A 24,288-nucleotide genomic window follows, 5' to 3' on the forward strand; every position below is an offset into this window, starting at 1 on the left:
ATTAATCAAATCGAATGGTTTTTGCCGGAACTATTTTAGTAATTAAATACGACGGAATTAGTAAAACCAATAAGCAAACTAAAACGGTTCCTATATTTAGCAAAGCGATATAAAACAAATTGATGTCAACAGGGGCTACGGTTACATAATAATTTTCAGGTGGTAATTTGATGATGCCAAAATATTTTTGAATGACTAAAAAACCAATTCCAATGAAATTCCCCCAAAACAATCCGCGAAGGATTAGATAAAATGCATTGTATAAAAATAGTTTTCTTATGCTCCAATTATTTGCTCCCATAGATTTTAATATTCCAATCATTTGGGTTCTTTCTAAAATTAAAACTAGCAAAGCCACCACCATATTTATGGTAGAAACCACAATCATAATAATCAGAATCACTACAATATTGAAGTCGAAAAGTTTCAGCCAATCAAAAATATAAGAGAATTTTTCTTCGATAGTTTGTGATTTTAATACCGAGGAAGTTTCTTGATACACCTCGTCTCCTTTTTGTTTTATTTGAGTAAAATCGGTAATAAAAACTTCAAAACAACCCACTTGATCCGGACTCCAACGGTTCATTCTTTGCAAATGACGGAGGTCCCCTAAAATATACGAAGAATCAAATTCTTGCAACCCCGAGTTGTAAATTCCTACAATTTTAAACCTACGGATGTTAGGTAGACCATTTCCATTTTGCTTCATGAAAAAGGTGTTAAAAGTAGTGCCGAGTTTCAAGTTCAGGCGGTTGGCTAAATATTCAGAAATGACAATTTCATTAATCAATTGCCCGTTTAGATTCGGTATTGTACCCGCTACCAAATACTCTTTGATGTTATTCCAATCATAATCTTTTCCGACACCTTTGTAGATGATTCCTTCAAAATCGGTTGCGGTTCTAATAATTCCAACCTTCGTTGCTACAGCTTGAACGTGGCTGATGCCTTCAATAGTTTTAAATTTCGGATAAAAATTTTGATGAATCGAAATGGGTTCGGTACTCACATCGGATTCATTTCCGTTAAAGTTCGAAATAATAATATGGCCACTAAAGGCAGCTACTTTTTGACGAATTTTTTGCTGTAATCCAATTCCGGTTGCAATTGAAACGATCATCATAATCATGCCCAATGCAATTGCCGTGATTGCAATTTTTATTATTGGTGCAGAAATACTACTTTTATGGTCTTTAGTAGTAAGTAGTCGTTTGGCTATGAAATGCTCGAAGTTCAAAGAAATTGAATTTGAAATTGTAGCAAATATACACAAAGTTTTTGGCCTTATATGAATCCGATTTTCACAGATTAAAAATAGTATTATGAAATATTTTATTAATAGTTGTTTGCTTTTGGTTTGTTATCTTTTTGCTTCTGCTTCTTGTGGAACTCCAAAAAATAACTTTTCTGGTTCTACCAATCCAATTATTACAGGGGCTGAGCGATCTGATTTTTATTTGCCTCTATTAAAAGATAAAAAAGTTGGGATTGTAACCAATCAAACGGGAATAATTAGAGGTTCAAATGATGCTACTGTTTCAATTGTTGATTATTTAATTTCAAATAAAATAGCCGTTCACAAAATATTCGCTCCAGAGCATGGATTCCGCGGTACTGCCGATGCTGGTGAACATATAGTAGATGGAAAAGATACTAAAACCGGTTTGCCTATTATTTCACTTTATGGAAATAACAAAAAACCCAAACCTGAACAATTAGTAGGCATTGATGTCATGGTTTTTGATTTGCAAGATGTAGGGGTGCGTTTTTATACCTATATTTCCTCTTTGCATTATATTATGGAGGCTTGCGCCGAAAATAATATTCCCTTATTTGTAATGGATAGACCGAATCCAAATGGAGCAATTGTGGATGGGCCAATGTTAGAAAAAGAATATACCAGTTTTGTTGGGATGCATCCAATTCCGTTGTTACACGGTATGACCATTGGAGAATATGCCCGAATGATTAATGGCGAAAAGTGGCTAAAAAATGGAGTTCAATGTGACTTAAAAGTAATTCATTGCCTCAATTACAAGCGCGATATGCCTTATGAATTACCAGTAAAACCATCGCCGAATTTACCAAACGCTCAAGCGGTGAATTTATATGCAAGTTTGTGTCTTTTTGAAGGTACGAATGTGAGTGTGGGCCGCGGGACGGAAAAACAATTCCAAATTTATGGCTCGCCTTTTTTGCCAAAAAGTGATTTTAGCTTTACACCAATTCCGAATTTTGGTGCGAAAGAACCCGTTTATAAAGACCAGTTGTGCTATGGCGAAGATTTAACTCAAATTGAAAAAGTAAAGCAATTGGAATTAAAATGGCTCATTAACGCCTATAATTCGACTTCCGATAAATCGAAATTTTTTAATGATTTCTTCACCAAATTGGCTGGAACCAAAAAATTGCAACAGCAAATTGAAAGTGGAGTTTCTGAAAATGAAATCAGAAAATCATGGGAAAAGGGGTTGAACGATTTTAAGAAACTGCGCGAGAAGTATTTGATTTACTAAATACTACAAAGGCAATTTTTCTTTCATTTTTTCTACAATATTAAAAGCCGCCGGACAAATTTCAACATTCTTCAAAGTTAAATTTGCAATTTGTTGGAACTTTTTTCTATCGGTGTGCGGGAATTCTCTGCAGGCTTTGGGGCGCACGTCATAAATAAAACATTTATTATCGGCCTCTAAAAAAGTGCACGGAACACTTTGCAAGACATAATCGTTGTCTTCGTCAATTCGCAAATACTGCTCAATAAATTGTTGGGGCTTTTGCTTAAAATGTTTTGAAATGCGTTCAATATCTGCAGTGGTAAATAAAGGTCCCGTAGTTTTACAACAATTGGCACAATCTAAACAATCGGTGCGTTTAAATTCGGAATCATGAAGATCTTGCATTACATAGTCCAAATTTTTAGGCGCTTTCTTTTTCAGCTTATCAAAATACTTTTTGTTTTCGATATGCTTATCTTTGGCAAGTTTAGGAAGATTGTTTAAAATAGTTTTCAAATTGTAGGGTGCATGTTATTTTGCAAAATTAGAACATTTAAACTGGAAACCTTAACCTTAAACTAATTTTTCATGAAAGACCTTTTTGGTAAAGCCATTCTCGATTATCAAACTAATACATCTCCCGAAGATATTATTACAGAAACCAACATCACTGAGGCTGATGAAATGGAAGTAGCGTATCTTTTTCGAGATTTTAATTCCATGCCCAAAATTGAACAAACCGCTTTGCAATTAGCCAAAGGTAAAATTCTAGATGTGGGTTGTGGTGCCGGTAGTCACAGTTTGTATTTGCAAGAAAAAGGGTTGGAGGTAACTGCAATTGATATTTCTTCAAATACAATAAAAGCGTGTGAATTAAGAGGAATAAAAATGGCTCGAGTTCAAAATATTTTGGATTTAGAAAATGAAAAATTTGATACTATTTTATTACTAATGAACGGAACGGGAATATTTGGCTCTTTAAAGAATACCGCTGTTTATTTGCAAAAATTAAAATCTTTGTTAGCACCAAATGGCCAAATTTTAATTGATTCTTCCGACATCATTTACATGTTTAATGAGGCCGAAGACGGATCAAAATGGATACCTGCAGATGGATATTATGGCGAATTGACTTTTACAATTTCATACAAAAATCAAACTGAAGATCCGTTTCCTTGGTTGTATTTAGATTACAACACCCTACAAAATGCGGCTCATGCTAACGGATTGCAATGTGAACTTCTTGAGGAAGGAGCGCATTTTGATTATTTAGCGCGGCTTTTTTAGAAAGTACTTTTATGTGTTTCGCTAACTTTTATCAAATCTGTAGTTTTGATAATATCACTAACGGCTTGGTATAGAACCTCTAAATCTTCTTGAGAGTTATAAGCATTAATAGAGTAACGCATGTAAACAGCATCATTTAAAAGCATAATCGGAATTTGAATTCTGTATTTAGAATATAATAACTCTTTCAACTCCATTGGCTGTTCGGTTCGAATTGGAATACTTGCCATTTGACCTAAAAATTCTTCTGAAATAGGGCAAATAGATTGAGTTCCAACCAAATCACAAAAGCGTTTATAATTATCTAAAACTATTTTTCGGCAGTCTTTTGACTTTTCTTTCCAGTTATTTTGATATAAAAACTCAATCACTTTTGGTGTACATAAATATTGAGAAACATCCTGTGTTCCTTGATATTCGTGATAATCTAAAAACTGACTATCACTTGGTGCCAAACTTTCATATCCCCAACTAATTACTAGAGGATTTATATTGGCTTGAAATTCTTTTTTTACAAATAAAAAAGAACTTCCTTTTGGGGCTAACATCCATTTGTGTAAAGTACCTGTATAAAAATCGGGATTTAATTCCGAAAGATTTAAATCAATATGGCCTGGTACATGAGCGCCATCAACTATAGTAATTAGGCCAAGTTCCTTTGCTTTGTCACATATTTCTTTTACCGGAAAAATTAGTGCCGTAGAACTCGAAATTTGATTTAAAAAAACCACTTTTGTTTTTGAATTATACCCTTTCCAAAATTCTTCTAAGAGCTGTTCTTTAGAACTAATTGGTAATGAAATTTCTTGACGTACATATTTAACCCCCGATTTTTTGCAATAGAAATTCCAAGTTCTATCCATAGCTCCATATTCGTGATTTGTAGTTAATATTTCATCACCTGATTGAAGATTAAGGCTTCGCATAATGGTATTTATAGCAAAGGTTGGATTTGGAGTAAAAAAGAATTCTTTTTCAGAACAGCCAATGAATTTTGCTAAAGGTTTTTTTGCTTCCTTTAGATATATTGGTAATTTCTTTTGCATGAAATTTACTGGTTCTTGTTCTAATTCTAGTTGTAATCGTTGAAATTCCTCAAAAATTGGTTTAGGGCAAGCTCCAAATGAACCATGGTTTAAAAATGTAATAGTATTATCTAAAAGAAATTGTGATTTCATGGATGATTTTTTTGTAAAAATAAAAAATCCCAAACACTGTTTGGGATTTTAAATAAATAAAAGTGCAAGTAACTATTGCATGTATTTCATTACTAAAGCTTGCATATCACCTTGAAGTGACATCATTTCTTCTTGCGATTTTGTAGCAATAACTTCAGCTTTTTCAGCCATTTTCTTTCCTACAGGGCTATCATAAAAAGCCAACATTGCTTTAATGTCTTCTTTTGTATATTCTTCCATATAGATTTTTACCGTTGATTCAGAAACTTTAGCAGTTAAAGCATCAAATTCTACTAAAAATGCAGCATGTTTATCTTCAGCAATCATTCCTAATATTTGTTTTTTTGCTGAAGCCAATTGACCGCTTGCACCACTACTTGCGATTACTTTTTCAACTTCTTTTTTGAAAGCTTCATCAACTGGAGCAGCAGTAGCTTTTTCGGTTGCAGGTTGTTTCGTCGCATTGGTTTGTGCAAATCCAAACTGACTTACTAATACTATACCGAAGGTTACAATTAATTTTTTCATTTTGAGTTTTTTAAATTAGATTATAAAAGTAGAATTTTGATTGTATTACACCAAATAATTTCGGTTTTTTTTAAGGAGATTGAATCCGTAATGGAAGCATGAAGGCACATCGAACTTTTTTGCCTTGTTGTTCAGCTGGGGTCCAATTTGGACATTTTTTTAATACGCGTATTGCTTCTGCACCGGTTCCGTAGCCTAAGTCTTTAATTACTTTAATGTCATCTATAGAACCGTCTTTTTCCACTACAAATGAAACCAATAATTGTCCGTTTAAACCCGGTGCATCAGGAGTGCGGTAGTTTTTTGCAATGTATTCATAAAACTTGTTCAACCCACCTTTAAATTCTGGTTTGATTTCAAGCCCGCCCGAATTATACACCGTATTATCTTCTTTAGAAGCCGTTGCGGTTGAATCTGTTTGTGATTCTGCATTTTGAAATGAAGCCAAAAAGAAGAATAGGAATATTATTTTTTTCATTATGAATTAAGGTATGTTTAGGTATTTGTGGGTTTGCAGAGAAACTCTCCATTTTGGATTATTCATCACATACTCAACTATAAGCGGAGTCATTTCCTCTTTTTTACTCCACTCGGGTTGTAGGAAAAGGATTGCTTCCGGATTTACTTTTTCTGCTTGTTCTTCTGCAAAGATAAAATCGTGCTTGTTGTAAATAATTACTTTGAGTTCGTTTGCAATTTTGTAGGCACCTTCAACAGGTAATTTATTTTTTTTGGGTGATAAACAAAACCAATCCCAAGTTCCGGTTACTTCATAGCAACCAGAGGTTTCTATATGTACTTTTAGGTTCTGTTCTTTTAATTTGCTAGTTAGCAAAGACATATCCCAAGTAAGCGGTTCGCCACCTGTTATCACTACGGTGTCGGCATATTTTTTTGCGTTTGCTACGATAAGATCGGTTGCTGTTGGCGGGTGCAATTCGGCATTCCAGCTTTCTTTTACATCACACCAATGGCATCCCACATCACAACCCCCAATTCGAATAAAATAGGCAGCTGTACCGGTGTGGTATCCTTCTCCTTGAATGGTGTAAAACTCCTCCATTAAGGGTAGCATTTCGCCTTTGTCAACCGCAATTTGTATGTTTTTGTCTAGCATTTTTTAAGGTTCTAAGGAACTAAGTTGCTAAGTTTTTTTATTATTTTTCTCTCATGTAAATATCAATCGGCACCCCTGAAAAATCCCAATGCTCCCGAATTTTATTCTCTAGAAAACGTTTGTAGGGTTCTTTAACGTATTGTGGCAAGTTGGCAAAAAACACAAACTGTGGTGTTGGCGTAGGCAATTGCATGCAATATTTAATTTTTACATATTTTCCTTTAATTGCTGGCGGTGGGTGGTTCTCAATAATTTTCAACATATAATCGTTGAATTTTGAGGTTGGTATACGTTGAGCTCTATTTTCATGTACCTTAACCGTTGCTTCAAGTGCTTTAAGTAAACGTTGTTTTGTTAAAGCCGAAATGAATAAAATAGGCACATCGGTAAAAGGTTGCAATTCTTCTCTAATTTTAAGTTCGTAGTCTCTTGTAGACATGGTGTCTTTTTCTACTAAGTCCCATTTGTTAACTAAAATCACTACTCCTTTACGGTTTTTTTCGGCCAACCAAAAAATACTTTGATCTTGTCCTTCAAATCCTCTTGTGGCATCAATAATAAGAATACAAACATCAGAATGCTCTATGGCACGCACCGAACGCATCACCGAATAGAATTCTAAATCTTCTTTTACTTTGGCTTTTCTTCGAATTCCTGCAGTATCTACAAGGTTGAATTCAAAGCCGAAACGGTCAAATTTTGTATCGATGGCGTCACGAGTAGTTCCTGCAATATCAGTTACGATGTAGCGGTCTTGGCCAATTAATGCATTGATAAAACTTGATTTTCCAGCATTAGGACGACCTACTACAGCAAATCGTGGTAATTCGATTTCTTCTTGAGTTGGAAGTGGTTTTACAGGGAATGAATCAATAAGGGCATCCAATAAATCTCCGGTTCCGCTACCCGAAATACTGGCAAACGAATAATACTCTCCTAAGCCTAAATTATAAAATTCCACTGCGTCTTTTTCGCGCATGGCATTGTCAACTTTATTTACAGCAAGCAAAACGGGTTTGGTTACTTTACGCAATAATTTTGCTACGGCCTCATCCATTGGGGTAATTCCTTCTTCTACATCTACCACAAAAATAATGACATCGGCTTCATCAATAGCCAATTCTACTTGCTTGCGAATTTCTTCTTCAAATACATCATCACTTCCTTTAATGTATCCTCCGGTATCAATTACTGAAAATTCCTTTCCGTTCCATTCACTTTTTCCGTAGTTTCTATCTCTGGTAACTCCAGAAACCGAATCCACGATAGCTTCTCTTCGTTTAATCAACCTATTAAAAAGGGTTGATTTTCCTACATTTGGTCTTCCTACAATGGCTACAATGTTGTTCATAGTATATTAAATATGGTGCAAAGGTACTATTTCGCGCTGTAAAATCAATTTTTTTACAACTTTAGTCGGAAATATTATTGAAATGGATTTATGGATTTATCCATTTGAAGCATAAACTAAATCAAAAAAGGCCCAAAAAATGGGCCTTTTTTATGTTTAGAATTTGTGAAGTAACTCAAAATAGTCTCTTTCAATTGCTTCCTGATGGTTGGGGTGGGAAATTTTCACTAACTCGGCGGCCCTTTGTTTTAGTGTTTTTCCATATAAATCGGCAATTCCATATTCGGTAATAACATAATGAATGTGTGCTCGGGTAGTTACGACTCCAGCGCCTTGTTTTAAGAAAGGAACAATTCGGCTCACACCTTTTTTAGTAGTTGAAGGAAGCGCAATAATAGCTTTTCCACCGGGGCTTAATGACGCTCCGCGGATAAAATCCATTTGGCCACCAACGCCAGAATACATATGAGGGCCAATAGAATCGGCACAAACTTGCCCCGTTAGATCCACTTCAATAGCCGAATTTATTGCAACCATTTTTGGATTCTTACGAATTCGAGCGGTGTCATTTACCATAGATGATTCTTTCATTTCTATAAACGGATTGTCGTTTACAAAATCATATAAGCGTTTGGAACCCATTAAAAAAGTAGCTAATACTCTACCGCGTAATGTGCCTTTGTAGTTGCAATTGATAACGTCTTTTTCTATTAAATCAATCACGCCATCTGAGAACATTTCGGTGTGTAAACCCAAATCTTTGTGATTGGTAAGTTTGCTCAAAGCAGCATTGGGTATGGAGCCAATCCCCATTTGAAGCGTACTCTTATCTTCAACTAAAGATGCAATATATTCACCAATTTTTTCTTCTTCGGCAGTGAAAGGTTCTGGTTCGTGACCATAGATAGGTAAATTAACATCAACCAAATAATCAATTTCATCAATATGTAAAATTCCGTCTCCAAAGGTTCTTGGCATTTGCGGATTGACTTGTGCCACTACAATTTTGGCGTTTTCTATTGCTGCTACTGTAGCTTCAATTGAAACGCCTAGAGAACAATATCCATGTTTGTCTGGCGGAGATACATGAATGAAAGCCACATCAATTGGCAATACATTTTTTCGAAATAAATGAGGTAATTCGCTTAAAAAAACCGGAGTGTAAGATCCGTTTCCAGCTTTAAGCGTGTGGCGTACATTGGCTCCAATAAAAAATGAATTAACATGAAAACTTGCGGCGAGATCGGGGTTAGCATACCGCGCTTCTCCTTCTACATGAAGGTGGCAAATTTCTACATCTCGCAATTCGGATGCTCGTTCGGTTAATGCGTTTGATAATATTGTGGGTGCTGCAGCGGCTGCATGAAGATAGACCCGATCACCTGATTTTACCACTTTAACAGCATCGGCTGCGGAAACATATTTACTCATACCTAATAAATTTTATGCAAAATTAATTTCTGGGTCAGAAATAAAATATGACAATTCTCATATTAACAATCCAATTTGAAGTTTGATAATTTATAAATAAAAGTTAAAATTTCTTTCTTAATAGTATTACTATTATATTTGCACTTGAATTAATTAAAATTTGAAAGTCAAAAATTCAATTCAAATGGAAAATTTATTTAAAAACATTAAGATTCAAGTCAACAACAAGATTTATCTAAAAGACCCTGAGACTTCGGCATTAGGAAAAAAAATCATTGAGAATAGTATTTTATTGATCAATGAAATTGGCTTTGAAGAATTTACATTTAAAAAGTTAGGCGATTTAATTGGGTCAAATGAAAGTTCAATTTACCGATATTTTGAAAGCAAACACAAGTTGCTTCTTTATTTGTCTTCTTGGTATTGGAGCTGGATAGAATACCGATTGGTTTTTGCTACAAATAATATCACAGATCCTAAAGAAAAACTTAAGAAGGCAATCGCCATAGTGACAGAAAAAATTGAAGATGATGAAGCTACAGCGCATATTAATGAATCGGTTTTAAATAAAATTATTATCGCCGAGTTTACTAAAGCCTTTCACACGAAAGAGGTAGATAAAGAAAATAAAGAAGATTTTTTCCAAATCTACAAAAGCGTAATTAACAGAATTGTGGTGATGATTAATAATGTAAATCCGGATTATCCGTATGCTAAAAGTTTGGTTTCAACCCTTGTTGAAGGGGCCTTGCATCAACATTTTTTAAAAGATCATTTAAAAACCATAACCAATTGTAATGAGCGTATTAGTCCAACCGATTTTTATCTTCATTTAGTAGAAAACACATTACGAAAATAACCATGAACGAAAAACCATTAAAGCGATTTTTTAATCTTATAAGTCTTGATAAGAAAGATATTATTCAGATATTTTTCTATGCAATTTTTGCTGGTTTAATAAGTCTTTCATTGCCTTTGGGAATTCAAGCAATTATTAACTTTATACAATCGGGAAGGTTAAGTGCCTCATGGATTGTGTTGGTGATATTGGTTGTGATTGGAGTTGCTTTTGTGGGGATTTTATCTCTAATGCAACTTCGAATAACAGAAAATTTACAGCAAAAAATATTTGTACGTTCTTCTTTTGAATTTGCCTACCGATTGCCAAAAATTAAGTTTGAAGAAATTTACAATATGTATCCACCCGAATTGGCGAATCGTTTTTTTGACACAATTTCTATTCAAAAAGGAACTTCAAAATTATTAATTGATTTTTCGGCTGCGCTATTGCAAATTGTATTTGGAATACTCTTGTTGTCGTTGTATCATCCTTTTTTTATTGTGTTTGGATTGTTTTTAATTTTATTGTTGTATGTGATTTTCAGGTATTCATACCATCCAGGGTTAGACACAAGTTTGAAAGAATCAAAGTACAAATACAAGGTGGCCGGTTGGTTGCAAGAAATGGCCCGAAACAACTTTAGTTTTAGAAAACCACTCAACTTTGAATATGCGCTCAGTAAAAACAACGATTTGGTTATTGACTATTTAGCCTATAGGGAGAAGCATTTTGCAATTATTAAAAGACAGTTTACTCAATTAATTATTTTTAAAATCATCATAACAGCAAGCTTGTTGCTAATAGGAGGCTTTTTAGTAATTAATCAGCAAATGAATATTGGTCAGTTTGTGGCTTCCGAGATTATTATTTTGTTAGTAATTAATTCGGTAGAAAAAATAATTTTAGGTCTCGAAACATTTTACGATGTGTTGACCTCAATTGAAAAAATTGGTCAGGTTACCGATATGAATTCAGAAGCAGAGACCGATAAAGAATTTAACGATTGCTACACGAATATTACTCTAGAAACGGATAATTTAAATTTTAAATTTCCAGATTCTACGTATACCGTTTTGAATTCAATTAATTTAAAGATTGAGCAAGGAGAGAAAATTTTAATAAATGGAGAAAATGGATCGGGTAAATCTACCTTGATTCGATTGTTATCTGGTTTAATTCAGCCTTCTTCGGGATCGTTTTTCATCAATGATGATACCTTTAATAAAATAGATTTAAAGCAGTATCGAGGTCATATTGGAGCCATTATTCAAGGAGAAACTCCTTTTGAAGGCACCGTTTTAGAAAATATTACATTTAATAATCCGGGTATTTCAAATGTCGATTTGAAATGGGCTCTTGATGCAGTTCAACTTACCTCATATATTAAAACATTGCCAAATGGATTGGATACGATGATCTTTTCTGAAGGCAAACAATTGTCTTCATCTAACGCTCAAAAGATATTATTAGCGCGTAGTATTATCAACAAACCGCGATTGTTGTTCTTTGAAGATCCAACCGATAAAATGGATGAAAAAGCGGCTAATGAAATTATTGATTTTATACTTTCTGATGCGCATCAATGGACAGTTATTGTTTCATCAAAAAATAAAAGTTGGAAAGCAAAAACAACCAGGGAAATTACTTTAAAAGAAGGAACTATTTATAAAGATATTAAAAAATAAACAATGCTGAACTTATCTAAAAATAATCCGATTGAAATTAAAAAATTACTGCATTTTTCAACAGTAAACGAGTTAAGTAATCGTCCACATTACAAGATATTAAATAGAATTATTATTGCTTTTTCTATTTTGGGACTAATTGTTTTATTTCTACCATGGACACAAAACATCTCGGGATCTGGGGCAGTGACTACTTTGAAGCCAAATCAAAGGCCGCAAACTATTCAAACATTGATTTCTGGGAGAATAGAAAAATGGTATGTAAAGGAAGGTGATTTTGTAAAAAAAGGGGATACAATACTTTTTATTTCAGAGATAAAAGAAGATTATTTAGACCCAAATTTGGTGGCAATTACCAAGAATCAAATGGATGCCAAAAAAATGTCGGCGCAATCCTATTCGGGTAAGGTGACTACTTTGAGTTCTCAAATTCAGGCTATTGAAAATGAAAAGAGATTAAAGGTGCAACAAGCTCAAAACAAAATTCGTCAAGCACTTTTAAAAATAAAAAGTGATAGTATTGATTTGATTGCTACAAAAACTCAGGTTAAAATTGCCACAACGCAATTCAATCGTTCTATTCAGTTAAATAAAGAAGGGCTAAAACCGGTAACTGACGTAGAGGAAAAACGATTGAAACTGCAGGATGTTGAAGCTAAAATAGTGACTCAAGAAAATAAATTATTAGCAAGTAGAAACGAACTCATAAATGCGCAATTAGAAATTAACCGAATTGGGGCTGAATATAGTGAAAAAGCATCCAAAGCAAGAAGTGATCAATATACTGCTTTGAGCAATCAATACGATACGAATGCGCAAGTAAACAAACTCGAAAATCAATACGTTAATTACAGCATAAGAAACGGAATGTATTATATTAAAGCGCCACAAGATGGGTATATTAACCGTGCGTTACAATCGGGTATTGGTGAAAATATTAAAGAAGGAACATCAATTGCTAGTATCATGCCAGCAAACTATGAAATTGCTGTAGAAACGTTTATTGCTCCAATTGATTTGCCGTTAGTTAAAAAAGGAGAAAAGGTTCGTGTTTGGTTTGATGGATGGCCAACTATAGTTTTTTCGGGATGGCCAAATATGTCCTACGGAACTTTTGGAGGAAAAATTGTAGCCATTGAAAATTTTATTAGTGATAACGGAAAATACAGAGTTTTAATAGCACCAGATGAAAATGAAGCAAAATGGCCCAAACAATTGAGTATTGGGGCAGGGGCACAAACCATTGCATTATTGGATATCGTTCCAATTTGGTTTGAGGTGTGGCGAAGTTTAAATGGGTTTCCGCCAAATTATTATCAGCCAAAGAATAAATCCGTTAAAGAGAAGAAATAATGAAACAACTTTTTTTATTTTTCTTATTGATTTCAGCGTCTGTTTTTTCTCAAAATAAAACTGCAAATCAAAACGAACTTACTTATGAGGAGTATTTGGGTTATGTAAAAAAATTCCATCCTTTGGTAAAAAGTGCCAATTTAACGATTAGTAATGCGCAAGCTAATTTAATGATGGCTCGTGGCGGTTTTGATCCCAAAATAGAAGTTGATTTTGATAAAAAGCAATTCAAGAATACCGAATATTATTCGATTTTAAACAGCACTTTTAAAGTTCCAACTTGGTATGGAATTGAGCTTAAAGCAGGGTTTAACAACAGCGAAGGGCTTTATTTGAACCCCGAAAATACGATTCCAAATCAAGGAATTTCTTCTTTTGGAGTTTCGGTTCCCCTTGGTCAAGGGTTGTTGATTAATCAACGAATGGCTGATTTGCGCAAAGCAAAAATTCAACTCAATTTAAGTCAATCTGAAAGAAAATTAGAGGCCATCAAGGTCTTATATGACGCATCGATTGCCTATTTTAATTGGAAAAAAAATTATAGCGAAGTTCAACTCTATAAAGATTACCTAGATAATGCAGAAAAACGATTAAAAGGAGTATCTAGCTTAATTTTAAATGGCGATAAACCAGCTATAGATAGTGTTGAGGCCAATATTATTGTGAGAAACAGAAAGTTGAGTTTGGAAGATTCACAACTAAAATTAGCCAAATCAAAATTAGAATTAGCCAATTTCTTATGGTTGGAGAATGATTTACCACTTGAATTGCAAGACGTGGTTGAACCAGAAAAAGAACTAAATGATAAAATAAAATTGGTTCTAAAAACACAAGATTTTACTTTTGATGATTCTGTTTTGGTGAACCATCCAAAAATAAATGCGCTCGAAAATAAAATTCAAATTTTAAATATTGAACGTAAGTTAAAAGCCAATTCTTTATTGCCTAAAATTAATTTAGATTACCAATATCTCTCCATTCCGGATGCTTTTAATTATTCAAATTTTATTTATAATAAATTTAATGATTACAAATTTGGATTGAACTTTAATTTTCCACTTTTCTTGAGAAAAGAACGAGGAATTTTGAAATTAGCAAAGTATAAAATTCAGGATACTCAATTTGAATTGAATCTAGAACGAGTTCAATTGGTTAACAAAATCAAAGCGCAACAAACAGAGATTAATTCGTTAGAAAAACAATTAAAATTAATTAAGGAATTAGTAACAGATTATGCGACTATGCTTACCTCAGAAGATCGATTATTTACTTTTGGCGAAAGCTCTATCTTCTTAATTAACTCACGTGAAAATAATTTGATAGCCTCTCAGCTAAGCGCAATAAGTCTAGAAAATCGACTTTTTATTTCCAATGCAGAATTGTTTAAAGTTATGGCAAACCCCGATTAATTTATTTTAAATAGTTACTTTTGTCGACTGAAATTTAGTAAAATGATTATTCCAAAAACGAGAGAAGAAATAGAGTTAATGCGCGAAAGTGCGTTGATTGTTTCGAAAACATTAGGCGAAATAGCAAAAGTAATTAAGCCGGGTGTGACCACTTTAGAATTAGACAAACTTGCCGAAGAATGTATTAGAGATCATGGTGCTGTACCAGGGTTTTTAGGACTTTACGGATTTCCAAATACACTATGTGTAAGTCCGAATACACAAGTAGTTCACGGTATTCCAAATAATAAACCACTTGAAGAAGGAGATATCATTTCTGTAGATTGTGGCGCACTAAAAAATGGCTTTTATGGAGATCACGCTTACAGTTTTGCAATTGGTGAAGTTGCTCCCGAAGTGAAAAAATTATTACAGGTTACCAAAGAAAGTTTGTACATCGGAATTAGAGAATTTCGTGTGGGCAACAGAGTAGAAGATGTAGGAAATGCTATTCAGAAATATTGCGAAGGACATGGTTATGGTGTTGTTAGAGAATTGGTAGGCCACGGTATTGGAACAAAAATGCATGAAGATCCCGAAATGCCAAATTACGGAAAAAAAGGTCGAGGGAAAATGTTTGTAGAAGGAATGGTGGTTGCAATTGAGCCTATGATAAATATGGGAACTAAAAACATCAAACAACTAAAAGACGGTTGGACCATTCTTACTGCCGATGGAAAACCAAGCGCCCATTTTGAACATGATGTGGCAATTATTGATGGTAAACCAGAAATACTATCTACTTTTAAATACATCTACGATGCACTAGGAATTGTAAGTAATGAAGAAGATGAATTCCGTAAAACTCCATTAAGCTAACATGAAAAGAATATTCAAGTTTATACTAAATACTATTCCAAGACCTATTTTAATTCGGCTGAGTATAGTGGTTCGCCCAATTTTAGCTTTTTTGTTAAAAGGAAATCGTTTCACCGATCCAATAGACGGAAAAAGTTTTCGCATGTTTTTGCCTTATGGATACGGAAGCCAAAGAAACAACGTTCTTTCACCCAGCACCTTGTCTTTAGAAAGACACCGATTGTTATGGTTGTATTTGCAAAATGAAACCGATTTTTTTACTTCTAAAGAAAAGAAGAAAGTATTGCATTTTGCTCCAGAGCAAGAATTCTACAAACGATTCAAAAAGCAAACCAATATTGAGTACACTACCACCGATTTGCTATCACCTTTGGCAGATGTAAAAGCAGATATTTGTAATTTACCTTTTGAAGAGAATAGCTACGATATTATTTTTTGCAACCATGTTTTAGAACACATTCCCGATGATACTAAAGCCATGCAAGAGTTGTATCGAGTATTAAAGCCAGGTGGAATGGGAGTTTTTCAAATTCCTCAAGATCTATCTCGAGCAACTACTTTTTCAGACGATTCAATTGTAGATCAAAAAGAGCGAGCAAAAATCTTCGGACAGTACGATCACGTGCGAGTGTATGGTAGAGATTATTTTGATAAACTTAGAAGTATTGGATTTACTGTTGTGGAGGAAGATTATACTGCTAAATTAACTCCCCAATTAGTAGAAAAATATTGCTTGGCAAATGGAGAAATTATTCCAGTTTGTTTTAAATAAAAATAATCCTTTGGCATAATTTCAGATAATAATATTTAGTATATTTACATTTATAATTCTTATTTTATGCTTAGGAACTATTTTCTTCTAATTACCTTACTTTTTTCGGCTGCATTGTTTTCTCAAGAAAAAGAGGTGTTGCCTCCTTTTAATATTAAGTCGATTTCTTTTGTACAGAATGGGCAAAATGCGGTGCCATTATTTTTATTAGGAGATACATTTCAATTGCAATTTGATGATTTGCATGGATCCGAAGACAACTTTTATTATAAAATCACCCACTGTGATTACGATTGGAAACCTTCTCAATTATCAATTAATGAGTATTTAGTAGGTTTTGATGATCTGCGAATTCAAGACTATTCCAATTCCTTTAATGCGCTTCAAATTTACTCACACTACAAACTCACTTTACCAAATAAACAAACACAATTAAAAGTGAGCGGCAACTATATCATTAGTATATTAAATGAAAATCGAGAAGTTGTTTTTTCTAGAAAACTAATTATATACGAAGAACTTGTTTCGGTGCCGATGCAAGTAAAAAGAGCGCGAACCAATATTAATTTAGAATACAAACACAATATAGATTTTGCAGTAAAATCCAATGCAATCACTTTTCAAAATCCACTTAATAACATCAAAGTTTTGCTAATGCAAAACGGTCGTTTTGATAATGCAATATCCAATATCAAACCAATGTATACCATGGGTAATGATTTGATTTATAAATACGATACAGAGACTCAGTTTTGGGCTGGAAACGAATACCTGTTTTTCGAGAATAAAAACATTAGAGCAGCTACCAATACTATCGCTCATATAGATACTAACGGCGGATTATACAATTGTTATTTATACACCAATAATGCCCGTGCGAATCAGCAATATACCTATTGGCCAGACATCAACGGAAATTTTTTAGTTACCAATATTAATTCTGAAAACAGTGAAATTGAAGCCGATTATGCTTGGGTTTATTTCTCACTTTCAGCACCTGCCTATTACTTAGATAAAAGTATTTACGTAACCGGAATGTTCAATAATTATGCCCTTACCGAAGAGAACAAAATGGATTATAATGAGAAAAAAGGGATATTCGAAAAGGCAATGATGATCAAGCAAGGATTTACCAATTACTCCTATTCTATTGGGGATAGCAAAGGAAAAATCGACAATGAAAATGCAATCGATGGCAACTTTTGGCAAACCGAAAACAACTACCACGCTATTATATATTACCGAGAAAATAACCAGCGCTACGATAGGGTAATAGGAAAAGGAATTGCAACTTCAACTGAAATTATTAATTAATAATTTTTTAACTTTAATTAAAATTGTAAAGGCAATTATTTTATAACTTTACAAAAAAGATAATTTATGGTTACCCAAATAACAAGAGGCATAAAGATTTCTGTAAATACTAGTTTTGAAGGTACTTACTTCAAAAACTACAAGATTCATTTTGCTTTTTCTTACGAAATAACCATAGAAAATTCCAGCAAAGATACCGTCCAACTGATAACACGGCATTGGGAAATTTTCGATTCCCTTAATGATATTGAAATTGTAGACGGCGAGGGGGTAATTGGTAAAAAACCAGTTATTAAGCCAGGTGAATCACATACTTATTCTTCGGGGTGCTTACTTTCTTCACCTCACGGTGCCATGAAAGGGTTTTTCAATATGATTAATTTTACCACTACCAGAAATTTCCGGGTGATCGTTCCAACTTTTCGCTTAAGCGCGCCCTATGCTTTAAACTAGGAGCTATTCCAGCTATTCATTTCAAGGTTGCTCGTAAAAATCTATTTTTCTAAGCCTAAAAACGTGCTCCCAAAGTCGCAGTTTTCAGGCAATAAAAATTCGTTTTTTACTTCGCAACGCTTTCCATTTCTATCTGGGCTAGAGTAATTGCAGCCTGTAAAAGTTTACTGCTCGTTGTTGTCAAAAATTCAAAAAAACCTTTGTACTTTTGTTACCTATTGAATAATTAGAACTTTACAGTCTAAAATTCTAACAATCTAATTAGTCTAACAATATAACGATCTATACCATGTCAAAAGGATTCTATCAAGTGCCAAAGGCGGTTAACGAACCTGTAAAATCATATGCTCCAAATTCTCCTGAAAAAGCGGCTGTATTGGCAGCTTATAAAAAAATGTGGAACGAAACAATCGATGTGCCAATGTACATTGGTTCAGAGCAAGTTCGTACTGGAAATACCCAAAATATGTCGGCGCCACACGACCACCAACATGTTGTGGGAACCTACCATTTAGCAGAAAAAAAACACATCACCGATGCCATTACTGCAGCATTAGAAGCTAGAAAAAAATGGGCACAAATGCCATGGGAACACCGTGCAGCCATTTTCTTAAAAGCCGCCGAATTAATTGCAGGACCATACAGAGCCCGAATTAATGCCGCGACTATGATTGCACAATCGAAAACTATTTTTCAAGCAGAAATAGATGCTTCATGTGAGCTAATCGACTTCTTGCGTTACAACGTAGAATTCATGACCCAAATTTACAGCGACCAGCCAAAATCGGTTTCTGATATTTGGAATCGTGTAGAATACCGTCCGCTAGAAGGTTTTGTATATGCAATTACTCCGTTTAACTTCACAGCCATTGCAGCCAACCTTCCCGCAAGTGCTGCCTTAATGGGAAATACTGTAGTTTGGAAACCAAGTGATAGCCAAGTATTTTCTGCCAAAATAATTATTGATGTCTTTAAAGAAGCAGGAGTTCCAGACGGGGTGATCAATGTTGTTTTTGGAGATCCAGTAATGATTACCGATACCGTTTTAGCAAGTCCAGATTTTGCTGGGGTGCACTACACCGGATCTACTTTTGTATTTAAAGAAATTTGGAAAAAAATAGGAAACAACATCCATACCTATAAAACCTATCCAAGAATTGTTGGAGAAACAGGTGGGAAAGATTTTATTGTTGCTCACCCATCTGCCAATGTGAAACAAGTTGTTACCGGAATTACTCGTGGGGCATTTGAATTTCAAGGGCAAAAATGTTCGGCTGCATCAAGAGCGTATATTCCACAAAGTTTATGGCCTGCCGTGAAAGATCAACTTACAATCGATGTAAATTCAATGAAAATGGGATCGCCAGAAGATTTTGGAAATTTCATTACCGCAGTTATTCATGAAGGATCTTTTAATAAGATTACAAGCTATATCGACCAAGCCAAAAAAGATGCCGATGCCGATATCATTCTTGGTGGAAACTACGACAAATCCAAAGGATATTTCATAGAACCAACGGTTATTGTAACTTCCAATCCTAAATATGCAACTATGGAAACCGAACTTTTTGGTCCGGTGATTACCATCTATGTTTATGAAGATTCAAAATGGGAAGAAACCTTAAAACTTATTGATGAAACATCAGAATATGCTTTAACAGGTGCAATATTTAGTCAAGATCGATATGCAATAGTTGAAGCTACTACGGCTTTACAAAATGCTGCTGGAAACTTCTATATTAATGATAAACCTACAGGAGCCGTTGTTGGAATGCAACCTTTTGGAGGTGCAAGAGCTTCCGGTACAAATGATAAAGCGGGATCAATGCAAAACTTATTGCGTTGGGTTTCACCAAGAACAATTAAAGAAACTTTTGTAACTCCAGAGGATTATCGTTATCCTTTTTTGGGAGAATAATAAAATAAATAACAAGTAAAAAGCTCATACAGAAATGTTTGGGCTTTTTTTATTTGAAAAAAAATAAAAATTGTATATTCGTTTTTTCAAATTCCATTTATGATGAAATTAAAAATTACTTTAATAGCCTGCTACTTATTTTCGATTTTCGGATTTAGCCAAGACAAAACCTACGATTTATTAAAGAATAAAACACAAACCAACATTCTTTATGATAGGGTTTATACTATTTCTAATGCTGCCAATTTTAATTACAATGGTATCACCACTAATAATTTTTTGCAAGTATATCATGAATTGCAAAGAGCCGATTTTGATCAAAGGTTGCCAAAGCTTGAAGTGTTAAAAAAAGCAGGAAACAGTGGGTTTTCACAAAAACAAATTCCGTTAGCATTATTAATTTCCGATTTTGAAATGATCAAAAAGTCGGAAATAGAAAATAAAAATGTGTTTTTAAATTCCAATAATCAAATGGAGTTAAAACAAGGAATTGAATCACCATTTAGTAACCACAGCATTTCAGTTCTTGGCGGTTTAGTATCAAAAGCAAAAACCAACACAGTTGATTTTGTCTTGAAAAGTGATTTGATTTTTAATACAACAAATAAGAAAGTTTCTTCGGTTGAAGTGTATAATAACGCTACTAATTCGTGGCAAAATGTAACTATCGATCAAGTGTTTCAATTGAATTTTGAAAAAAATGGAAGCCAAAAAATCCAGTTTAAAATTACGCTTTCTACCGCTGAGATAATTGAAGAATCGATTACTTTAGAAATAGATGCACAAGCAATCTCTAGTTCCAAAAAAAATGGACAAGCCCTAAATCCAAACGTAGTAAATGCAATAACTGCAACAATTCCTTACCAAGGTTATGATGAAACTCAAGCATATTTAGGTCAGGGAGAATACCAAATATTTCTGGATACAGTGGATGGAATTCTTGATAAACCAATTATATTATTAGATGGTTTTGATCCTGGTGATGCACGAAATGCTGCAAGTGTTTATTTGCTTTTAAACTATGGAACCTCAGGGCAAAATCTTGGGGATATGGTTCGCGCTCAAGGGTATGATGTAATCATACTTAATTTTCCAACCTATACTAGACCAGGAACTACAACAGTAGTTGATGGTGGAGTAGATTATATTCAAAGAAATGCCATGATTTTGGTTGAGTTAATTAACCAAATTAATGCGCAAAAAGTGGGAACTGCAAAAAATGTTATAATAGGGCCAAGTATGGGAGGATTGATATCAAGATATGCTTTACGCTATATGGAACAACATAATTTAAATCACGATACAAGATTATATATTTCATTTGACGCTCCGCATCAAGGTGCTAATGTGCCAATTGGATACCAGCATTTATTTAATTACATGGGATTTGGACCTTTAGCTGATGTAACTATGCAAACCCTAGTAAACGGAATGCTTAAAAGTCCGGCAGCAAGAGAAATGCTAATCGATCAATTTGAAGGGCACTTAAATACTTCTTTAACAGCACCATCAAATACGTATGAATTTTTAACCGCTCCAAATTCTGCATTACAGCCTGTAGGTTGTCCAAATTTTAGAAACGCATTCCAATCAGAATTAAATGCCATGGGCTTTCCAACAACAACAAGAAATGTTGCAATTGTAAATGGTGCAGGAAATAGCTCCATGACGGGTACTCCAGGAATGGTTGTAATGAATCACACTTTTAATATTTCGAGCACGCAGCGTGCCATTATTAATTTAAATTACACGCCATCAATCGCACAAAATGCTATTGAAGTAAGTCATTTTAAAGCACAACAATGGATACTTTTTTGGATTACAGGATACGAAAGTTTTGCTAAATCAATGGCTCCAAGTTACACCGACGGTTTGGATACAGCACCAGGAGGGAAGTTTGATATGAATTCTGTTGCAACTGTCGCGACCGGAAATGCTATATTAACCGAGTTCTTGAATAACTTAGTTACTTCTTATTTTGATTTTATTCCGGTATGGAGTTCGATGGCAGTTTCTAATTCCACAAATTTATATGCGCCAATTACTTCTGCATCGGTAACGCCATTTATAACTTCTTCTGTACCAACTTCAAATGAGAATCATGTGACTTTAACAGATGCTAATGTGGCTTATGCATTAAGTGAAATTATAACTCCATTGGCTACCCAACAAAATTCAGAATTGACTAGTTTATGGTTCACCAACCCGGTACAAAATTCAGTACAAATTAATTCGTCGTATAGTATTGAAAATGCTGCTATTACTATAACAGATGTACTTGGTAAAACAATCTATTTTTCTCCTAAAGAAACCATAAACGGCAGCTTAGATATTCCTGTAAATTTATCAAATGGGGTCTATTTAATTACCATTCAAACAGAAAATGGTTCGGTAACTAAGAAAGTAATAAAAGGATAAGTAACATACGTTAATAAAAAAAAGCCCTAATTTAATTAGGGCTTTTTTTATAAGGGCAAATGCACTACTTTTTTGGTTTCAAAAAATTCCTCCTTAAAGAAATCAGACAAGTTGTATTCGGTTGCTTTTGGAAAACTTTTAAGTTCTTCGGTTAAGTCACCCCCTTTTAGATATAAAATACCATTAGGTAAATCATTGGTATTGGTCTTTTTAATTTTGCCTTTTATCCAAGAGACAAAATCGGGCATGTTGGTAACCGCTCTGCTTACTATAAAATCAAAATCTTGCTTTACATTTTCAGCGCGCATTTGCTCAGCTTTTACATTTTTTAAGCCTAAAGCAGTGGCCACTTCATTCACCACCTTGATTTTTTTCCCAATAACATCAATTAAATAAAAATCTACTTCAGGGAATACTATCGCCAAAGGAATTCCTGGAAATCCACCCCCGGTTCCTACATCCATGATTTTGGAATGGGGTTTTAAAGAAATTACTTTGGCAATTCCTAAAGAGTGTAATACATGGCGGGTGTACAATTCGTCAATATCTTTTCTCGAAATAACATTAATTTTTGTATTCCAATCTTGGTATAAATCTTGAAGTTTTTCAAATTGATGTATCTGATTTTCTGTAAGTTTTGGGAATTGTTTTATTATTTCCTCCATATTATTCATTTTAGGCAAAAATAGTATATTTAGTTAATAATTATACTTTGATTTTGAGTTTAAAAAAATTATAATAATTACATTTGTAAAAACTTTTGAATACCAAAAAATATGAATACCACAGCCCCAATATTTTCTAAAAATGACAGTCTTAAATTTTTTAGAACTCTTAATAAAAAAGTAAACGACTATTTTAAAGATAATAATTTAGAAAAAACAGGAAACTGGAAATTGCATGTAAAAACAATTGTAATGTTTTCTATTTTTCTAACTCCATATTTCTTTTTATTGGCAATGGATATGCCCTTTTGGACGTATCTATTATTGAATGTTGTGATTGGTGTTGGAATGGCGGGAGTTGGAATGAATGTAATGCACGATGGAAACCACGGAGCGTATTCAAACAAATCTTGGGTGAATAAAATTATGGGGGGAAGTATTTATATCCTTGCAGGAAATGTATACAATTGGCAGGTGCAACACAATGTTTTACATCACACTTACACCAATATATTAGGGCATGATGAAGATCTTGAAGCCGGTAGAATTTTGCGTTTCACCAAAGAAGCAAAATGGTACAAGCACCATAAATTCCAGCAATATTATTCAATATTTTTATATGGATTATTGACATTCAATTGGGCTATTACTACCGATTTTCTTCAAATGAAACGCTACTTAAAACGCAATTTATCTTATGGAGAATTTAAGAAACCTGTAGTTCATTGGACCACATTAATCATTACCAAAATAATTTATTTTTCAATTTGGCTGGTTATTCCAATGGTAATGGGAATCACTTGGTGGAAAGTTGTACTAGGTTTTGTTGTGATGCATTATACTGCTGGAGTAATTTTGAGCGTTGTGTTTCAATTGGCTCACGTTGTGAATGAAACTGAAAACCCAGTTCCAGATGAAAATGGCGAAATAGAAAATACTTGGGCGGTACATCAATTGTATACTACTGCCAATTTTGCGCCTAAAAACTGGTTGGTGAATTACTACACCGGAGGATTAAACCATCAAATTGAGCACCATATTTTTCCAAATATTAGTCACATTCACTACAGTAAAATTGCCGAATTTGTTAAGGAAACAGCTAAAGAATGTAATCTGCCTTACTACGAATTCAAAACTACAAGAGCTGCAATATATTCCCATTTTACTCATTTGAGAGACTTAGGTCGAAATCCGCAATTAGCATAAATCAAT

At 33.9% G+C, this 24,288-nt stretch carries 22 protein-coding genes; 13 read left to right on the forward strand and 9 right to left on the reverse strand.

Annotation, left to right across the window (positions count from 1 at the left end; translation table 11 throughout):
- Position 1 precedes the first annotated feature (1 nt).
- A complete protein-coding gene (locus tag ACKOWY_RS09365) occupies positions 2 to 1,237 on the reverse strand; it encodes an ABC transporter permease (protein WP_408941176.1) in 1,236 nt (411 codons plus the stop codon).
- A gap of 85 nt (positions 1,238 to 1,322) precedes the next feature.
- Between ACKOWY_RS09365 and ACKOWY_RS09370 the strand changes: the two genes are divergently transcribed.
- Positions 1,323 to 2,516 carry an exo-beta-N-acetylmuramidase NamZ domain-containing protein gene (locus ACKOWY_RS09370; RefSeq protein WP_408941177.1) on the forward strand — a complete coding sequence of 398 codons (1,194 nt, stop codon included), beginning with the start codon at positions 1,323 to 1,325 and terminating at the stop codon, positions 2,514 to 2,516.
- A gap of 3 nt (positions 2,517 to 2,519) precedes the next feature.
- On the opposite strand, the gene ACKOWY_RS09375 is transcribed toward ACKOWY_RS09370, so the two are convergent.
- Positions 2,520 to 3,014, reverse strand: a complete 495-nt coding sequence (locus ACKOWY_RS09375; protein ID WP_408941178.1) for a YkgJ family cysteine cluster protein — start codon at positions 3,012 to 3,014, stop codon at positions 2,520 to 2,522.
- Between the two features lie 72 nt (positions 3,015 to 3,086).
- On the opposite strand from ACKOWY_RS09375, the gene ACKOWY_RS09380 reads away from it, so the two are divergent.
- Positions 3,087 to 3,785, forward strand: coding sequence for a class I SAM-dependent methyltransferase (locus tag ACKOWY_RS09380; RefSeq protein ID WP_408941179.1), 699 nt, complete (start codon positions 3,087 to 3,089; stop codon positions 3,783 to 3,785).
- Here ACKOWY_RS09380 and ACKOWY_RS09385 read toward each other — a convergent pair.
- The 6 genes from ACKOWY_RS09385 to ACKOWY_RS09410 all read right to left on the reverse strand — a co-directional run bounded on the left by ACKOWY_RS09385 (position 3,782) and on the right by ACKOWY_RS09410 (position 9,390).
- Positions 3,782 to 4,963, reverse strand: a complete 1,182-nt coding sequence (locus ACKOWY_RS09385; protein WP_408941180.1) for an aminotransferase class V-fold PLP-dependent enzyme — start codon at positions 4,961 to 4,963, stop codon at positions 3,782 to 3,784. The two genes, ACKOWY_RS09380 and ACKOWY_RS09385, sit on opposite strands and share 4 nt — an antisense overlap.
- Before the next feature lie 72 nt (positions 4,964 to 5,035).
- Complete coding sequence (locus ACKOWY_RS09390; protein ID WP_408941181.1) at positions 5,036 to 5,491, reverse strand: DUF2059 domain-containing protein; 456 nt, start codon at positions 5,489 to 5,491, stop codon at positions 5,036 to 5,038.
- 70 nt (positions 5,492 to 5,561) lie between these two features.
- Positions 5,562 to 5,969, reverse strand: coding sequence for an energy transducer TonB (locus tag ACKOWY_RS09395; RefSeq protein WP_408941182.1), 408 nt, complete (start codon positions 5,967 to 5,969; stop codon positions 5,562 to 5,564).
- Positions 5,970 to 5,975: 6 nt separating this feature from the next.
- Entirely contained in the window at positions 5,976 to 6,608 is a 633-nt protein-coding gene (locus ACKOWY_RS09400) for a 7-carboxy-7-deazaguanine synthase QueE (RefSeq protein WP_408941183.1), read from the reverse strand.
- Between the two features lie 40 nt (positions 6,609 to 6,648).
- On the reverse strand, positions 6,649 to 7,959 hold the full coding sequence (gene der / locus ACKOWY_RS09405) for a ribosome biogenesis GTPase Der (protein ID WP_408941184.1): 1,311 nt from the start codon (positions 7,957 to 7,959) through the stop codon (positions 6,649 to 6,651).
- Positions 7,960 to 8,115: 156 nt separating this feature from the next.
- Positions 8,116 to 9,390 carry an acetyl-CoA hydrolase/transferase family protein gene (locus ACKOWY_RS09410; RefSeq protein WP_408941185.1) on the reverse strand — a complete coding sequence of 425 codons (1,275 nt, stop codon included), beginning with the start codon at positions 9,388 to 9,390 and terminating at the stop codon, positions 8,116 to 8,118.
- Positions 9,391 to 9,574: 184 nt separating this feature from the next.
- Here ACKOWY_RS09410 and ACKOWY_RS09415 point away from each other — a divergent pair, with 184 nt between their 5' ends.
- From ACKOWY_RS09415 to ACKOWY_RS09460, 10 genes are all read left to right on the forward strand, one after another.
- Positions 9,575 to 10,249: a TetR/AcrR family transcriptional regulator gene (locus ACKOWY_RS09415; protein WP_408941186.1), complete on the forward strand. Its 675-nt coding sequence runs from the start codon at positions 9,575 to 9,577 to the stop codon at positions 10,247 to 10,249.
- A gap of 2 nt (positions 10,250 to 10,251) precedes the next feature.
- Entirely contained in the window at positions 10,252 to 11,916 is a 1,665-nt protein-coding gene (locus ACKOWY_RS09420) for a peptidase domain-containing ABC transporter (RefSeq protein ID WP_408941187.1), read from the forward strand.
- Between the two features lie 3 nt (positions 11,917 to 11,919).
- Positions 11,920 to 13,269, forward strand: coding sequence for an HlyD family secretion protein (locus tag ACKOWY_RS09425; protein WP_408941188.1), 1,350 nt, complete (start codon positions 11,920 to 11,922; stop codon positions 13,267 to 13,269).
- The gene (locus ACKOWY_RS09430) at positions 13,269 to 14,678 is read left to right on the forward strand and encodes a TolC family protein (RefSeq protein WP_408941189.1); all 1,410 of its coding nucleotides are present in this window, start codon (positions 13,269 to 13,271) and stop codon (positions 14,676 to 14,678) included. Before ACKOWY_RS09425 ends, ACKOWY_RS09430 begins: the two co-directional genes overlap by 1 nt.
- A 42-nt stretch (positions 14,679 to 14,720) precedes the next feature.
- Positions 14,721 to 15,536: a type I methionyl aminopeptidase gene (map, locus tag ACKOWY_RS09435; RefSeq protein WP_408941190.1), complete on the forward strand. Its 816-nt coding sequence runs from the start codon at positions 14,721 to 14,723 to the stop codon at positions 15,534 to 15,536.
- Between the two features lies 1 nt (position 15,537).
- Positions 15,538 to 16,308 carry a class I SAM-dependent methyltransferase gene (locus tag ACKOWY_RS09440; protein WP_408941191.1) on the forward strand — a complete coding sequence of 257 codons (771 nt, stop codon included), beginning with the start codon at positions 15,538 to 15,540 and terminating at the stop codon, positions 16,306 to 16,308.
- Between the two features lie 66 nt (positions 16,309 to 16,374).
- The gene (locus tag ACKOWY_RS09445) at positions 16,375 to 17,622 is read left to right on the forward strand and encodes a DUF5103 domain-containing protein (RefSeq protein ID WP_408941192.1); all 1,248 of its coding nucleotides are present in this window, start codon (positions 16,375 to 16,377) and stop codon (positions 17,620 to 17,622) included.
- Positions 17,623 to 17,688: 66 nt separating this feature from the next.
- Entirely contained in the window at positions 17,689 to 18,075 is a 387-nt protein-coding gene (gene apaG / locus ACKOWY_RS09450) for a Co2+/Mg2+ efflux protein ApaG (protein ID WP_408941193.1), read from the forward strand.
- 289 nt (positions 18,076 to 18,364) lie between these two features.
- Positions 18,365 to 19,993 carry an L-glutamate gamma-semialdehyde dehydrogenase gene (gene pruA / locus ACKOWY_RS09455; RefSeq protein WP_408941194.1) on the forward strand — a complete coding sequence of 543 codons (1,629 nt, stop codon included), beginning with the start codon at positions 18,365 to 18,367 and terminating at the stop codon, positions 19,991 to 19,993.
- 99 nt (positions 19,994 to 20,092) lie between these two features.
- Positions 20,093 to 22,411 carry a T9SS type A sorting domain-containing protein gene (locus ACKOWY_RS09460; protein WP_408941195.1) on the forward strand — a complete coding sequence of 773 codons (2,319 nt, stop codon included), beginning with the start codon at positions 20,093 to 20,095 and terminating at the stop codon, positions 22,409 to 22,411.
- 47 nt (positions 22,412 to 22,458) lie between these two features.
- Here the strand turns inward: ACKOWY_RS09460 and rsmG are convergent, their stop codons facing one another.
- The gene (gene rsmG, locus ACKOWY_RS09465) at positions 22,459 to 23,076 is read right to left on the reverse strand and encodes a 16S rRNA (guanine(527)-N(7))-methyltransferase RsmG (protein ID WP_408941196.1); all 618 of its coding nucleotides are present in this window, start codon (positions 23,074 to 23,076) and stop codon (positions 22,459 to 22,461) included.
- A 111-nt stretch (positions 23,077 to 23,187) separates the two neighbouring features.
- On the opposite strand from rsmG, the gene ACKOWY_RS09470 reads away from it, so the two are divergent.
- On the forward strand, positions 23,188 to 24,282 hold the full coding sequence (locus ACKOWY_RS09470) for a fatty acid desaturase family protein (protein ID WP_408941197.1): 1,095 nt from the start codon (positions 23,188 to 23,190) through the stop codon (positions 24,280 to 24,282).
- The last annotated feature ends 6 nt before the right edge of the window (positions 24,283 to 24,288 follow it).

The sequence above is a fragment of the Flavobacterium sp. genome (assembly GCF_046073885.1).
Taxonomy (GTDB): domain Bacteria; phylum Bacteroidota; class Bacteroidia; order Flavobacteriales; family Flavobacteriaceae; genus Flavobacterium.